The sequence below is a fragment of the Sphingobacterium sp. UBA7625 genome, assembly GCF_002484085.1.
Classification (GTDB): domain Bacteria; phylum Bacteroidota; class Bacteroidia; order Sphingobacteriales; family Sphingobacteriaceae; genus Sphingobacterium; species Sphingobacterium athyrii.
On record NZ_DLJD01000014.1, the window covers coordinates 185,708 to 200,456 of the forward strand.

The 14,749-nt window shown below is 39.1% G+C and carries 19 protein-coding genes; 12 read left to right on the forward strand and 7 right to left on the reverse strand.

What is annotated here, in order from left to right; genetic code table 11:
* Nucleotides 1-11: 11 nt before the first annotated feature.
* The 3 genes from B4G94_RS05390 to B4G94_RS05400 form a co-directional block, all read right to left on the reverse strand.
* A complete protein-coding gene (locus tag B4G94_RS05390) occupies nucleotides 12-197 on the reverse strand; it encodes a CsbD family protein (RefSeq protein ID WP_104382022.1) in 186 nt (61 codons plus the stop codon).
* A 38-nt stretch (nucleotides 198-235) separates the two neighbouring features.
* Complete coding sequence (locus tag B4G94_RS05395; RefSeq protein ID WP_165306690.1) at nucleotides 236-505, reverse strand: hypothetical protein; 270 nt, start codon at nucleotides 503-505, stop codon at nucleotides 236-238.
* A 182-nt stretch (nucleotides 506-687) separates the two neighbouring features.
* Nucleotides 688-1,266: a hypothetical protein gene (locus tag B4G94_RS05400; protein ID WP_108631827.1), complete on the reverse strand. Its 579-nt coding sequence runs from the start codon at nucleotides 1,264-1,266 to the stop codon at nucleotides 688-690.
* A gap of 183 nt (nucleotides 1,267-1,449) precedes the next feature.
* On the opposite strand from B4G94_RS05400, the gene B4G94_RS05405 reads away from it, so the two are divergent.
* Both B4G94_RS05405 and B4G94_RS05410 read left to right on the forward strand, forming a co-directional pair.
* Nucleotides 1,450-1,797, forward strand: coding sequence for a hypothetical protein (locus B4G94_RS05405; RefSeq protein ID WP_108631828.1), 348 nt, complete (start codon nucleotides 1,450-1,452; stop codon nucleotides 1,795-1,797).
* Nucleotides 1,798-1,818: 21 nt separating this feature from the next.
* Entirely contained in the window at nucleotides 1,819-2,064 is a 246-nt protein-coding gene (locus B4G94_RS05410; RefSeq protein WP_286857600.1) for a DUF7218 family protein, read from the forward strand.
* Nucleotides 2,065-2,130: 66 nt separating this feature from the next.
* Here the strand turns inward: B4G94_RS05410 and B4G94_RS05415 are convergent, their stop codons facing one another.
* Nucleotides 2,131-2,376 carry a hypothetical protein gene (locus B4G94_RS05415; protein ID WP_108631830.1) on the reverse strand — a complete coding sequence of 82 codons (246 nt, stop codon included), beginning with the start codon at nucleotides 2,374-2,376 and terminating at the stop codon, nucleotides 2,131-2,133.
* A 402-nt stretch (nucleotides 2,377-2,778) separates the two neighbouring features.
* Between B4G94_RS05415 and B4G94_RS05420 the strand changes: the two genes are divergently transcribed.
* The 4 genes from B4G94_RS05420 to B4G94_RS05435 all read left to right on the forward strand — a co-directional run bounded on the left by B4G94_RS05420 (nucleotide 2,779) and on the right by B4G94_RS05435 (nucleotide 5,377).
* Complete coding sequence (locus B4G94_RS05420; RefSeq protein WP_108631831.1) at nucleotides 2,779-3,279, forward strand: RNA polymerase sigma factor; 501 nt, start codon at nucleotides 2,779-2,781, stop codon at nucleotides 3,277-3,279.
* Nucleotides 3,280-3,355: 76 nt separating this feature from the next.
* Nucleotides 3,356-3,547, forward strand: coding sequence for a hypothetical protein (locus B4G94_RS05425; protein ID WP_108631832.1), 192 nt, complete (start codon nucleotides 3,356-3,358; stop codon nucleotides 3,545-3,547).
* 285 nt (nucleotides 3,548-3,832) lie between these two features.
* Nucleotides 3,833-4,300 carry a ferritin-like domain-containing protein gene (locus B4G94_RS05430; RefSeq protein ID WP_108631833.1) on the forward strand — a complete coding sequence of 156 codons (468 nt, stop codon included), beginning with the start codon at nucleotides 3,833-3,835 and terminating at the stop codon, nucleotides 4,298-4,300.
* 111 nt (nucleotides 4,301-4,411) lie between these two features.
* Nucleotides 4,412-5,377 (forward strand): DNA topoisomerase IB, encoded by a 966-nt coding sequence (locus B4G94_RS05435; protein WP_108631834.1) that lies wholly within the window; start codon nucleotides 4,412-4,414, stop codon nucleotides 5,375-5,377.
* 4 nt (nucleotides 5,378-5,381) lie between these two features.
* Here B4G94_RS05435 and B4G94_RS05440 read toward each other — a convergent pair whose 3' ends face one another.
* Entirely contained in the window at nucleotides 5,382-6,584 is a 1,203-nt protein-coding gene (locus B4G94_RS05440; protein ID WP_286857603.1) for an NAD(P)/FAD-dependent oxidoreductase, read from the reverse strand.
* Between the two features lie 198 nt (nucleotides 6,585-6,782).
* On the opposite strand from B4G94_RS05440, the gene B4G94_RS05445 reads away from it, so the two are divergent.
* The 5 genes from B4G94_RS05445 (at nucleotide 6,783) to B4G94_RS05465 (ending at nucleotide 11,972) form a co-directional block, all read left to right on the forward strand.
* Complete coding sequence (locus tag B4G94_RS05445) at nucleotides 6,783-7,538, forward strand: Ku protein (protein ID WP_286857604.1); 756 nt, start codon at nucleotides 6,783-6,785, stop codon at nucleotides 7,536-7,538.
* A gap of 16 nt (nucleotides 7,539-7,554) precedes the next feature.
* Nucleotides 7,555-7,707, forward strand: a complete 153-nt coding sequence (locus B4G94_RS05450) for a hypothetical protein (protein ID WP_165306685.1) — start codon at nucleotides 7,555-7,557, stop codon at nucleotides 7,705-7,707.
* Between the two features lie 135 nt (nucleotides 7,708-7,842).
* Entirely contained in the window at nucleotides 7,843-8,934 is a 1,092-nt protein-coding gene (locus B4G94_RS05455) for a PAS domain-containing sensor histidine kinase (protein ID WP_286857606.1), read from the forward strand.
* 71 nt (nucleotides 8,935-9,005) lie between these two features.
* Nucleotides 9,006-9,617: a hypothetical protein gene (locus B4G94_RS05460; protein WP_286857608.1), complete on the forward strand. Its 612-nt coding sequence runs from the start codon at nucleotides 9,006-9,008 to the stop codon at nucleotides 9,615-9,617.
* Nucleotides 9,618-9,797: 180 nt separating this feature from the next.
* Nucleotides 9,798-11,972, forward strand: a complete 2,175-nt coding sequence (locus B4G94_RS05465; RefSeq protein WP_286857609.1) for a GAF domain-containing sensor histidine kinase — start codon at nucleotides 9,798-9,800, stop codon at nucleotides 11,970-11,972.
* A 48-nt stretch (nucleotides 11,973-12,020) separates the two neighbouring features.
* Here B4G94_RS05465 and B4G94_RS05470 read toward each other — a convergent pair whose 3' ends face one another.
* Entirely contained in the window at nucleotides 12,021-12,209 is a 189-nt protein-coding gene (locus B4G94_RS05470; protein WP_286857610.1) for a hypothetical protein, read from the reverse strand.
* A gap of 152 nt (nucleotides 12,210-12,361) precedes the next feature.
* Here B4G94_RS05470 and B4G94_RS05475 point away from each other — a divergent pair, with 152 nt between their 5' ends.
* A complete protein-coding gene (locus B4G94_RS05475; protein ID WP_286857611.1) occupies nucleotides 12,362-12,613 on the forward strand; it encodes a hypothetical protein in 252 nt (83 codons plus the stop codon).
* A 26-nt stretch (nucleotides 12,614-12,639) separates the two neighbouring features.
* Here the strand turns inward: B4G94_RS05475 and B4G94_RS05480 are convergent, their stop codons facing one another.
* Nucleotides 12,640-14,658, reverse strand: coding sequence for a glycoside hydrolase family 43 protein (locus tag B4G94_RS05480; protein ID WP_286857612.1), 2,019 nt, complete (start codon nucleotides 14,656-14,658; stop codon nucleotides 12,640-12,642).
* Nucleotides 14,659-14,749 lie beyond the last annotated feature (91 nt).

Below are 14,749 nucleotides of genomic sequence, written 5' to 3' on the forward strand. Positions count from 1 at the left end.
AAATCAAACGCTTACATTTTATCTAACCAATCTTCCACTTCCTCTTTTGTCTTTCCGGTTTTCTGCTGCAACTTACCTAACAACTCATCTTCCTTGCCCTCTGCATATAACAAATCATCGTCGGTCAAATCAGCATATTGTTGCTTTACTTTACCTTTTAACTCGTTCCAACGTCCTTTCCATGTTAAATTACTCATAATACTCCTTTTTAGTTCAAAAATGAATTGATATATATTTATATTAAGTTTTCTTTATATTCATTGAAATGATCACAAATTTCATCCATCCCAATACTCTTTCCCATTAAATCGATAAAACGATTCTTATAGAGTGAAAATATATATAGACCTGTCGCAATATTCCCGATAACGAATATACCTTCAAGTTCATTGCTCCTGACAATCTTATCTTTTAGATGACACTCTTTTAGCAAAGGAATAGTATACGAAGACCATTTTCCCATTCGATCCTTAAGGACCAATCCGATATCTTTTGTTCTAGCCATTGTTTTTTATCCTTTCTGATCTGTATATAGAACAGTAGTCAGCGATTAAATGTTTCAAAGTTTGACTGGCTACTGGCAGAACAAGTGTTTTTATGCCGAAGACAGGTATTTATACTTACAAAAAAAGTTTCCACCCCAACTGGGGTGGAAACGTACTGTTAAGATTGCTAGTTCTATTGATTTTATCTTTTTCCCGGTAAATAGATCTGGAAGCCCACGCCTACCCCGAGACCGCTTGCACCACTGCCGGTATTGATACTCGCTTTGCTATAGTTATAGCCAAACGTTGCTTCCAAAGCCACCGTTCGCGTGATAAAATGGGCATACCCAACATTTGCTCCTACGGCCAAAGAAGCACTTTTGCCGATGGAACTTCCGGAAATACCAATATCACCTTGTCCGAAAAAACGGCCTGTAGACGATCCAGCGTTTGGAAAATAATAACGTACAAATGGTGCTATACCATAGGTCCATTCGTTATCTTCGTCCTTTTTTGTATGTAATCCTAGGTTTGCCTGAGCACCTATTGCCAGCCCGTCAGATACAAAATAACCAGCACGTGGCTGGAGTGCAGCATTAAATGATTTTCCTTCAAAACTATAGCCCAGACTTCCGATTGAACCACCTACCATCCAATTGCCCTGACGAATAGGCTCAATACCGACTTCTGATGCCATCTGCGGTGTGGTTTCAATCTTCTGTGCATTTGCCTGTAAACAAATGCCGCCTGTAACGAATAAAAGTAGTGCAAATTTTCTCATAGTATCTTTTTTAATAAATTACTTTAATTTAATAACAAGATGCATGATTGAAAAGTTTTGTATTTATTATTAATTTCATTTTTGATGTAGAAACAATCTTATCCATATAATAACAAACCTATTTCACATAAACACAACCATTCGAATCCGGTAATTGTTCTTTTTAAAAAAGGAAATAGAAATATGAGAACAACAATTCATTTTCGTAGTGGTATGCCATTAAAGTTCGAAGATGCTTTCTTGCTTTTGAACGAGATAGACCCTATCGGTAATAATCCGGGCACAGATAAAGGCATACCAGTCCGTAGACCTCCTAGAGTTCCTGACCTGGAAGAGGTGACACCTGACAAATACTATCCGGAAAACGCGGAAGGCCCGGATCCCACAGAGGAAGAACAACGCGACAGAGATGATCTGGACCACATAGATCCGGACCACGAAAAACATCCGGAGAAGCCGGATCATAAAGAGGAGGATATCTATCCTCCCGATTCAGATCAGGAGGAGGACGTCGAGGAAAAAGGCTTATAATTAAAAACTAGAAGAAGCATTATGACTAAAAATCATGGTAAACAGATCAAAGATGACGCGAAATATGAAGCTTTGCGCCGTGAAGGTTACAGTAAAGAAAAATCTGCCCGCATAGCCAATACGCCCGACTCGGAAAAAAAAGGCGGAAAAAGCACAGCGCTGGATGAAAGAAGTAAAACAGAATTACTTGCGGAAGCCAAGAAAATCGGAATAAAAGGCCGTCATAAAATGACTAAGGAGAGCCTGATCAAAGCGATTCGCGCCTAGTAAAAAACTCCCTACGTAACGGGAGTTTTTTATTAGGGGGTTCTGTGAAGTCGCCGATGGCAAAACTTAATGTTTGACATGCATTGAACTATCCTTTTGAGCAGAGTCCAGTAAGGTTGTATCTTTCTGCATACTCATCTTCTGTTGCTCACTTAAGTTATACCTTGTTTCATCGGCATTACTTGGAGTTATATTATCTGATTGTTCACTTCCCTCCGTATTATCTCTCGGAGAATTTTTACAGGAAAACAATGTTGTGCTACATAGTAGCCCGATTCCAATAATAACCATTAATTTTTTCACCTCTTTCATATGTAATTTATTTTATGTGCTGATTCTTAGTAAAGGAACCCCCTTCATTAAACTTTAGTTCAATAAAATTGAAAAACTGTCCGGGTTGCCCCAAAACCTGGACAGTATGGGGTATTAAATAACAGTGACCTATATCCGTAATTAAAACATTTATTAAGGAAATAAATACCCGTTTGAGGGGCCACAAAAAGAGCGTACATCTATTTTATTGGTATACTATTTTTTGAATAAACCGTCTTTTTTTGTAGCTGATAAGCTACAATGTATAAAATTTCCGGTATACGTATTTTCCGCATTTAGCTGTTTAAACAAGGGTATACATTCCAATTTTGACAAAAATTAGCACTCTAATTGCACCGATATGTTCGGAAAATCAATCAATTTAAATAAACGATAGATATCATGAACAATTCCAATTTAAACTTGCTATTCGAAGAAAAAAGAAGTCTATTAAAACATTTCGCAGGAAAATTCACCACTGATCCTGACGAAAAGGAGGATTTGATTCAAGAAACACTTATTCGTGCATTGAAGTCGATCGATGACTTTATTAAGCATCCCAAATTAATGTCGTGGCTGTATGTTATTATGAAGAATGTCTATATTAACCAATATCGCAAAGCCAAAAGAACCAGTGATATCCATGAGACCTATATAGGTTTGGAAGCATATAATACGACAGAAGCGAATAAAGGTGAGAATAAATTCGTATCGGATGATATTGAGAAGGCCATGTGCGGTCTTTCCGAAGACAACTATCAGATCTTCCAGTTATTTTTGGAGGGTTACAAATATCATGAAATCGCGTCTTATTTTGGGATGCCGGAAGGAACCATAAAAACGAGAATTCATATGACTCGCAAGAAACTGCAAAAACAGTTAAAAGTATATCGAATCCAATAAAACCAAAAGTTCTTTTGAATGTTAACATAGTAGAGTTTTTCACATTAATTTGACAATACATTAAAAAAACAGCTATATGAAATCTAAAAAAACAGCATTCAATCAGCAGTATTTACCGATTTTGCTGATTATTTGTGGCGGTCCCATAGGCAAAGGAAATAACAAAACGATCGTTCAACCAGAGGCGGCCAGCTCTATAAACAAAAAACAAACCAAGAGCAACCTGGAAGAGGAAAAAAAACCTTCCTACTCTGGTAAAACAAAATAAGATCTGCATCAGCTAAAAAGAGGCCGCTTTATTCAGATAAAGCGGTCTCTTTTTAGCCGAATGTTTTGATAAATCAACGAGTCATGACAAGCGGACTTCTATTCTCTTCTGTTTTGCCAGACAATTTTACCTTCGAGCAGCATTGCAGGGTGTATCTTTTTTTAAAGGCATCCTGGAAGTTACCAAAGGGTAAAAATACGCATACTGCTATTTTTTTCAACGGAACAGCTCCGGCATAAGTTCTTAGATTGAAATTAAATCAGATATCTTAAAACGCTAAAATAAATGGAAACGATAACAATAAATGATAGCACATTGATCAATGATCTCATACAGATCAACAATGATCGCATCGCCGGGTATAAGAAAGCAATTGAGATTGCCGACCGTCTTCATATCGACACCTTAAACCCTATTTTCGTTGATTATATGAATCAATCCGAACTATTTATTGAAGAGCTTAAGCCTTATCTGGAACAGCATGCCAAAGCAGCTACCGATGGTACAATGATCAGCGGTAAGCTTTTCAGAATATGGATGGACATTAAATCTGCCGTCTCCGGCAATGACCAAAAAAGTCTGCTTTCAAGTTGTGAACAGGGGGAAGATGCTTTTACAAAGACCTATAAAGATGTTGTTGACAATCAAGATTGGGAAATCACGCACGACCTCCTCCTGCTGATCGAAAAGCAGCTGGCCATACAATTGGAAGCACACGAATACATCAAAACACTAAGGGATAAAGGATTATAATCACCTATCGTCCAAATTAACCATAAAGAGATCCTTATTTGTCGATAATGAGGATTTTTTTATTATTCAACGGCATAAGTTCAACAATTGTTATCTAAATAAAGCGTCTATATGAAGATCAAAAATAAACAAGGCTATACAAGGCGAAAGATTAGAAAAACCTTTAAATATTTTGATAACTCAGGCCAAGAAATTACGGATCCAAAGATATTGGAAAGGATACATCATTTGGTCATTCCGCCAAATTGGAAAGATGTCTGGATTGCAAAGAGTGCAAGAAATGATCTCCAGGCCTATGGTTTTGACCAGAAAGACCGCAAACAATATATCTATCATCCAAAATTTGTCCATCAAAAACAAACCGATAAATTTAGACATGTGCTCTATATGGGTCAGTACCTTCAGGATCTTAGAAAAATAAGCTCCCGACATTTGAAACATAGGGACTGGACGATGGAAAAACTATGTGCAATTGCTTTTAAAATAATGGATAGTACGCTTATACGAATTGGCAATAAGCGTTATACACTGGAAAACAAGTCGTATGGTCTCAGCACCCTTGAAAAACGGCATGTCAAGATAACGGACAATACCATCACATTCGCTTACAAAGGAAAAAAAGGTGTTTTTCAGGAAAAGACCTGGCGAGACAAACTACAGGCAAAATTACTTGGCGAACTGCTCCAGCTAAAAGGAAAAAACCTATTTCAGCTCGATAAAAAAATAGGCAAAAGCAATTTTTGCGGACGCACTTTTAATGCCTATCTGCGTAATCATTGCCCGGGACAGATCACCTGTAAAGATATCCGTATCTGGGGAGCCAGCAGAGAAGCGTTCGATCTATTATCCCGATCAAAACAGGGAGATGATCTAAACACGCGAAAAAAACAACTAAATGAGGTAATAAAGACGGTCGCCAAACAATTGGGCAATACCAAAACTGTATCACAAAATTATTATATCCATCCGGTTATACAACAGGTATATATGGAAGGAAAATTCCCTTTCATCAAAGAAAAATTGACAGGGAGTAAGCTCGAATATAAACTATTTCGCTTTCTGTTAAAATATAGCTAAACCCTTAACGTCCAAACCTGAACCACTCGGACAGGGGATGTTTCTTATTTTCCAACCAATGGGCGACCATTTCCATTGCAGTGACCGAAAATGTAATTCCATTGCCCCCAAAGCCACAAACGAAATAGGTGTTTTTAAATTGCTTATGTTCACCGATATAGGGTAAACCGTCTTTGGTCACGCCAAAGGTTCCGGCCCAGCTAAAATCTGTGAAAAAAGGCCTATTGAAAATTTTGTGAAAAGATCTTTCCAACTTATCGGTCTTTTTAGCGATCAATGCATCACGCTTTTGCGGGTTACGAAATTCCTCATCTTCGCCACCGATCAAAAATCGACCATCATCGGTCGTCCGCATGTAAAGATAAGGATCGGAAGTATTCCAGATCAATAAGTCTTTATATCGCTGATAAAGAGACGGATTCACTTCGGATACGATGGCAAAAGTGCTGAGTAAGTCCACAAATTTTTCTGGGATTATCCCTACTGTCTCATAACCGATGCAATAAATTATTTTTTTTGCGCGGATCGTTGCACCTGTAGATACCTCTGCCGTATGGCTGCGCAGATTGCTTTTTACAGAAATAAGCGCTGTCTTGTCAAAAACTTCCAATCCATGCCTGACATTGTGGGTCAGCAGTTCGTGCGCAAAACAAAAGGCATCTATACTAGCCCCTTGTTCGGAGAGTATTCCGCCGTAGGCTTTGTCGAGATGGTATCTGGTTTTGATTTCATCCTCGTCAAGCCATTTAACTTTAAACCCAGCAGCTTTCCGGGCATCAAATTCTTGTTTTAGCCAAGTAATATCCTTTTTGCGCGAAGCATAATATAATGAATCCTTTGTCCGAAAACCAGCTTTGGATCCGATCTTGCGTGAAAGCAATCCGATATTGTCTATTGCTTTACTACAAGCTTCATAACTGGCTATGGCACCTTCCTCGCCTATTAATTCCATTAATTGATAGAGCGGGGTGTCGATCTCGTATTGCAACATAGATGTTGTCGCCGCCGAACTCCCATTAACGATTTCCCGCTTGTCAATCAGCACGCATTTCTTTCCCATTGATATACACTGGTGAGCAATCAGCGCGCCGGTGATTCCGCCGCCAACAATTAAAACGTCGCAGACCTTGTCCTCACGCAAGGCGGGATAAGTTGCCAGGAGTCCATTTTTTATTAACCAGAAAGGTTCGTTTGATTTTAAATCCATATTGTGAGATAAGCAATGCCCATATAACCAATTTCAGAAAGAAAAGTTTGAATTACTTCGTCGGGCGTGGAAAGGGAAAGAACAAACGCACTATTTTTTTAGAATGGCCCAAACTATTTCAACTTAGTAGCGGTTATCTCTTGAGAATAATCGTAATTACGCAATCTGGCTATCAGATAGCGATAAAAATAACATACTATGCGAGCCATTTGGACAGGAGCAATCGGATTTGGTTTGGTAAACATCCCGATAAAACTATATAGCGCAACAGAAAGCAGCAGCCTTGATCTCGATATGCTAGATCGAAAAGATTTAGCCAATATTAAATTCAAACGCGTCAATGAACAAACGGGCAAAGAGGTGAAATGGGATAATATTGTCAAGGGATATTTTATGAAAGATCATTATGTGGTATTGGAAGATGCTGATTTTGAAGATGCCAGTCCGGAAAAATCAAAACTCGTCAATTTACATGCATTCGTCAAATTGGCAGATATCGACAGCATCTATTTTGAGACACCCTACTATCTTGAACCCCAAAAAGGTGGTGAAAAAGCGTATCAACTGTTATTAAAAGCTCTGGATAAAACAAAAACAGCCGGACTTGGCGCTTTTGTCATGCGTAATGTAGAGCACCTTGCCATCATAAAACCGTATCAAAATGTTTTGGTTTTGAACAAAATCCGTTATCAACAGGAAATAAGAAGCCTTGATGAACTGAAGCTGCCTGCTGAAGTCAAAATACAAAAAGTAGAAATGGATATGGCCACGCAACTTATTCAACAGCATAGTCAGGCTTTTGATCTAAGCAACTATAAAAATGAATATAGTGAGGAGCTGTTAAAGATTATCAAACAAAAAGATAAAGGTAAGCGGCCTACAATAAGAAAAATAAAGGTTGAAAATACAAAGGCCAATGACCTGATCGCCAAACTAAGAGCAAGTTTAGGTTAACTAAAAAATTTATTCAATGATACGTAAACTCAAATCAGGAAAATACCGAATTTACGCTAAGCATCCAGATAAAGAGACCAACAAGCGAAAAAACCTGGGCACTTTTGACAGTCTGGAAGCCGCTAAGAAACATGAACGGGAGATACAATATTTTAAACGTACTAAATAGTATTTTTGTTCAGTTTTGTCAGGTAAAAAATGTTTTGTCTGCAACAAATGGAACTGGAAAATATACATTCAGTAAAATTATTTTATTTTAGCATACCGGAGCTATTTCCACCAATTAATTGCTACACACATTGATATGATAGTTAACGAACAAGTTTCCATATTAGCTGTTCTTGATCACTCGCCTCTTGCCACCGCGGTTTACAATAGCCCTTATCTTCATATTGCCTATGCAAACCAGGCCATGTTGGATATGTGGTGTACAGATCGCACGATTCTGGGCAAGACATTCTGCACCTGTTTTCCGGGTTTCAAGCAGGAAGGCTTTTCTTCGATTCTCAAAAAAGTATGGAATACAGGGATTACCTATCAGGCAACGGATACACCCGCAGATATTATCAATGGTAGTACAAAAACGACCCGTTACTTCGATTTTGAATATAAAGCACTTGTGGACGAAGCTGGGAATACTTATGCTATTTTACATACGGCGCATGACGTCACCGCACGCAAGCTGGTTTATAATCAGATAAAAAAACAAGAGGAAGAAATCTCATTTAGCCACCAATTGGATTTACTGGCCAATACCTTATCGCATGATCTAAAAAATCCCTTAGCCGTCCTGAAGATGGGCAATGATTTCTTGATGCGAAATCCGGATATAGACCCCGAGAGGAGCCAACAATGGAATAACAATATTGCAAATTCAATTCAAAATATTGAGGCCATTATAAATCAAACCCTACAGGTCAGTAAAGCACGTACAGATACGCATCTCGCAGAGCATATTGCCATGGATCGAACGATACATAATTGCCTGTCCGAAGTAAAACTACTCTATCCGCAATTGACCCTGTCATTTCGCTTAGGTCATCTCTATCCTTTACATGCCAATCGCACCATGGTCTATCAGATCTTTATGAATTTGATTGCAAATGCCGTAAAATATGCCAAGAAATCCTCACTTGATTACTTACACATTTACAGCGAACAGACAGATAAGGGGATCGTGTATTTTCTGGAGGACAATGGGATTGGTATCCCCGAAGATGAACTAAGCCGGGTATTTCTTGCCCATGAACGCGCGAGTAACAGCACGCATATGGCCGGCTCAGGCATTGGTTTATCTTTGGTAAAGCAATTGATCGAAAGATTGGGCGGTTCCATCAACCTTTCAAGCCAATTAAAGAAAGGCACCATTGTCCGTTTATTTTTTCCCTATCCTTAGGCTACCCATCAGTGATTCACTATTTTCATTCAAACCATAATAGACCGAACACTGTTCTTAATTAAAAAGGCATGAAAAATATTATTCCTGAACAGAAAGAAGGAAAGAAGCTTGATTGCTTTGAGTCAGTTGATTTTGAGAGTGCTGCAATGGCCGACTTGGCCTTTGAGACTGTATGCGCTTATCTCTTGGATGTCAATTACTGGTATGACCTTGCAAAAATCCCCACCACGACTTTTCAGTTGACCGACAGCAACGGTTTTCCGATAGACCGTCCGCTGGCGCTACATGACTACATTAGACTGAATATTCCCGGCCCCGGCCTGCCTAGCAGTGAGGGCTATGACTGGGTAAATGTAGTTAATATTACCCAAGATGTAACGAGTGAATATAAGTTACTTGCTTTGACCCTAAAACCCTGTCCTGATCCAAAACATCCCGATAACAAAGATACCGCCCATTTTTTTGAAGGGATCTCCTCTTCTACCTTCCTTGTAGAACAACGACGCAACAGCATATTAATTCAATATGCTGGGCGTAATGAAATCATTAACGTGGAAAATCATAGCCTAGGTGACAATATCAGGAACTTAATTATTGGGTTGGCGGCGAAAATTGGGGCCTCTTATCCGCAATGGAAACTCCTCGTTAAAGGTCTTGCAGATCGAATACGTCCTGAATAGACTATAAATTGGAGCAACGATGAACAAGCAAACAAATAATATAATTATTTTTTAAGAAAATAAATTCAAATAAAGAAATTTGATAAATAAAAATATCCTATTAATCACCAATAGACAATCCACTTGTATCAATTTTTTTCGTATATTTAGGCATATATCTTAAGGAGTTTTTGGGTTACTATGAACACTGATTTTCAATCTAACAATCAAAATGCGATCAAACTTCAGCATTTTGGCAGTCTTGTTGTTTTGGATGAACAATATACTATTGTAGCTCTGAGCGAATTCGCAGCTGAAAAAGCCAATCTGCCTACTGACGTTCTATTACGCACGAATTTTTTCGAAAGTTTTGCCAAGGCTTTTGGTGATGCTATCCAAAAGATCGCAAATGTGCTAAGTGAATTGCGTGAAAATAGTCAGTCACGTCATATCCTGCCCATAAAGGTATTCCAGGAACGTATCTATTTCAAAATCAAACTATACCAAGGTCACTTTTATATTGAATGGGAACGACAACATAAAAAATATATTTCTGCAAAAAAAATAAACGAATTTAACTTTTTACTCGACACAATCCAACCTAATAACTGGGATAGGGTTTGCTTAGCAATCAATAGATTACTAAATTACGATCGTGTTTTTGTCCTTCAGATTCAGGAAACCGGATATAGTGAGGTGATCGCCGAACATACCGCTGAAGGTAAGCCTTATTTCAGGGGAAAAGAGTTTTCCAAAGATTTCATGCCCCAAGAAGCGATGGAATATTACAGCAGCTATTCGTATCGTTATGTTCCCAACATCAAAAAAGTTGATCAGCATTTTGTGTATATGGAAGATAGCATAGACACACTCTCCAGTCTTTTGCGCCCGCTTCCTCAACTGCATCATCTTTTTCTCGAAAAGATCAACGTCCAGAGCGCATTGTTTTTCCGTATTTGTATAGATAATGAATTCTGGGGACTTGTGGTGGCTCAAGATGCCCATGAAAAAGAGGTGGATCTACAACAACGGAAACTGTGTACTTTTGCCATCCAGGCTGCAACCAATAAGTATGAAAGCCACGTAAAACAAAATCTGCTCGAAAGAACAGAACTTCTTAATTCGGCAGAAAAAGAGCTTAAAAAAAGTCTGTCCGAGAACAAAATGGTTAACTGCGCATTAGTCCAGCACATAGATACGCTCACCCAACTGGTCAATGCAGATGGTCTTTCCATTTTTAATCAGGGCGATGTCTTCAACCACCGCCATACACCGCATAAATCAATGTTTTATGAAATCATTCAATTTCTCCAACAACATAGTGATAAAGCATTGTTTAAGGATTACAACTTTAGATTAAATCACCAGCATCATTTCAAAGAAAAATTAAATTTTGCAGGACTGATGTATCTCAAAGTTGGCCTCGAAAATGATTATTATCTTGTATGGTTCAGAAAAGCAAGTCAAAGTCGTGTGATGCAAATTGGACAGGTCGAAAAAGCTTCTAAAGAACCCGGGAAACTAAAAATTTGGGAAGATGTTCGTTATGATGTCGCCAAACCTTGGAACGATGCAGAAATCAATTTTGTCTTGCGTCTCAATCAGATTATTAAAGAATCCATATTTAGAAAACTTAAAGAAAGACAATTACTTAATGAAGAACTTCTGAGTCTGAACAATGAATTGGAAATGTTTACCTATACGCTATCCCATGACCTGAAAAATCCCTTGTCAATTCTAAAAATGGGCATTCAATTTCTACAACAGCATTCCGACAATATTGATCTTTCCAAAACCAACAAATGGTATCAGAATTTCAGCAGAAGTGTGGCCAATATTGAGGATATCATCAACAATATGGTACAATTAAGTCAACATCGGGCAAGCGTTCTGGACAAAGAGCCGCTTCCTATGGCTTACACACTACAACGTATCTTTCAGGAAAATAAAACATTGTATGATGCAGCAGACTGTAAGCCCCATTTTGGGCAATTGCTACCAATATGGGGAGAAAAAAGCGCTGTTTATCAGATATTTACCAACCTTATTGTAAACGCCATTAAATATTCTTCTCAGTCCGACAAACCTACGATCAACATTGAGAGTAGCACCAAGGATGATATGACCTATTATTGCATCAAGGATAACGGCATAGGCATCCCTGAAGAACATCTACCACATATCTATGAAATGTTTACCCGGGCAGATAATGTCGGTGGGATTCCTGGAACGGGGATCGGCTTATCACTTGTCAAGCGTGTCATGGAGCGTCTTGGAGGAAGCATTAAAGTCGAATCCAAGGTTGGTGTCGGGACAACAGTTCACCTTTATTTTCCTATTGTTGCACCTTTTCCGGATCATATGCTCAACGATTGACACAATACGGTCTTGACAATAGAAACACTATAGAAATACGGGTATAGATTAATTTTTCTTCACTAATTTTCGGTAGATAACGAGTGTCATAACAAAAATAAAGATAAGGATAAAGAGCCAAATACCCGGTTCTGTATACCACTCGTTCGAATTTCCGGTATTTAATGCCTCCGTGCGTTCCGACTGTTGCGCTATCAGAGCAATGAATGCGATATTTAAAGCGTCTAATATGATCATGACAATTTTATCTCGAGTCCAACGTTAGAAGAACCATTTTCATCGGGAAGTAGTTTGAACCGAATTAGTTTAAACCAATTGCCCATTTTGATTGTTCTTTTATTAAATCAATAGGTATAGAAGTACACCTACTTATTCAATCATTAAAAACAATGGAAAAGATTTTGCAACATTCGATAGTGAAACAAGGTTTGATTATTGCATATTATTTTAGTAATAGATGGTATCGCAAATGTTTGTTTAGTGAAAACAGTATTCCTGTTTCAAACAATACCGATCCGATGGTAGTAACCGAACCGGATTTAGGTCATACTCACCGGCAAAAGAAAGCTGATTTAACTTGCGCTCCTACACCGGAGAACGACAGCAACGAAGAAATAAAGCAACCATGCAAAGAAAAATAACCAAGGATTCAAAGTAACTTTCAACGTCATTCTGACTCGATTTGTAATTGATTATCTTTATTAAAGCGAATATCCCGGATAAAGACCATCCGCTTATCTCCTGTTTTTGTTGTCCGCCCGTGATAAACACAACGCAGTTTACCATTGCGATCTTTAAAAATACTATTGTGCCCCGTACCTGAAATAACTCCGCCGTGATCGGTATTTTTTTGTATAATCGGATTGGTTTCTGATTTGCTGTAACTTCCCAAAGGAGAGGTGGAGGTAGCATAACCGACGGCGTAATTTGCGCCCGCAAAATAATTAGCGGAGTACATGATATAATATTGGCCTTTTGCTTTTAATAAAAATGAACCTTCCGTCCATCTTCTGTTGATTTCACCTGAGGATACGGAACGACTTTCCCATTCGGACTGCTTATCATTCATCTTTAGCGGCGGTCGTATTAACAGTGCAGGACGCCCAATGACCTGCTGCATACTGCTGTCCAATTCAACGCCATAGACCCAACTTTCCTCAATATCTTTATATCCCCATTTAGATTTAGCCCAGTCGGCAATTTCAGAAGCCACGGGATGTTCATAGCAACAACGGGAGTAAAACAAATAATTTTTGCCGTCGGTATCCCTAAAAACATTGGCATCGATAATGGGATAGCCGGGGTCAAATAACGGCTTGCCTGTCAGGTCTAAAAATGGTCCCGCCGGATTATCCGCGACCGCCACACCAATGCGATAGTTCTCCAATTTATCCTCGGGGTTTTCCTTCCAGTGCGCACTATAATACATGTAGTATTTATCATTGACCAGGTACACCTCCGGCGCCCAAAAGTCTTTGGTCCCCCACCCTTTAGGCTGTCTTCCATCATACACCTTCCCTACTTCCTTCCACTGGATGAGATCTTTTGAACTGTATGCTATAAACCCATTTTCCGTCCCCCCTGTTCCATACAGATAATATTGATCACTGGGTTTATCATAGAGAATGAACGGATCGCCGAAAGCGACATCAATGGAGGAAGCAGATTTATCTACAACCTCAAGTAATCTAAATTTAGTACTGTCAAACTTAGGCGTTATCCTCCCACTCCCTTCCCCTGAGATAAGATCGACAGGTACTATCGCCGTACGTCGAGGAGCAACTTGCTGTTCAGAAAAATGCGTATGACAGACATAGTACCACTGCTTCCCTTTTTGGAATAAATCGCCATGACCGGTACCCGAAAATCCACTGTTATTTTGGCTTAATAACGGATTTGTTTCTATTTTTTTCCAGGGGCCAAACACATTGTCAGCAACAGCTACACCTACCGCATAATCTTTATTTCTAAAATCATTGGCCGAATAAAACATGTAATAACGTTTACCCTGTCGTAAAACCGTAGGGCCCTCGCTGACCGGCCAAGAGGATCCAGCGGTATTCTCCCAAGGGAGTGCCGCATGTAGGCACTCTTTTAATGTTTCTTCCTTAATCCCCGAGTAGTCATCTTTCAATTCAGCGACGAAGATGCGGTTTCCTTCCGTTAACCTGACATGGAACAAATATTTTTTACCATCGTTGTCCCTAAATACATAGGGATCGATCTGCTTTCCGCCCTCCATAAGAGTCTTAGGCACGTTTTGTTTAAAAGGACCTATAGGAGAATCGCTGACAGCAATCGCAATTTTCTCATCGGCAGTATATGCCATGTAAAACTTCCCCTGCTCATACCACACCTGTGGTGCCCAGAATCCCTTGCTTCCAAATACATCCTCTTGAATTAATGCGAATCCTGCTTTTGCGCCTATTGGCCCCTGCCAATGTTTTAAATCTGCTGACTTGTACACCTTAAACCCCAATTGTTGATCACCATCTCCATTCGTGCCATACAAATAGTAATAACCATCATGATGGAATATCGTGGGATCAGCCTGAAAAATTCCATTTTTGGGTGGCCGCGCCCCTCCTTCAGCATCATGCATAACGGAGACAATACTATCCTTACCCATCCCGTAGCCTAAGGGCAGTATGGCGTAAAGCATAAAAAGCAATGTAATATATTTCATCTGTTTCACCGGTACAATTTGCGTACAGCTTAAAATTGAAGAAATATTTGCTATATCACAGGCGATATCGTATCAATAAAAGATCAATTTG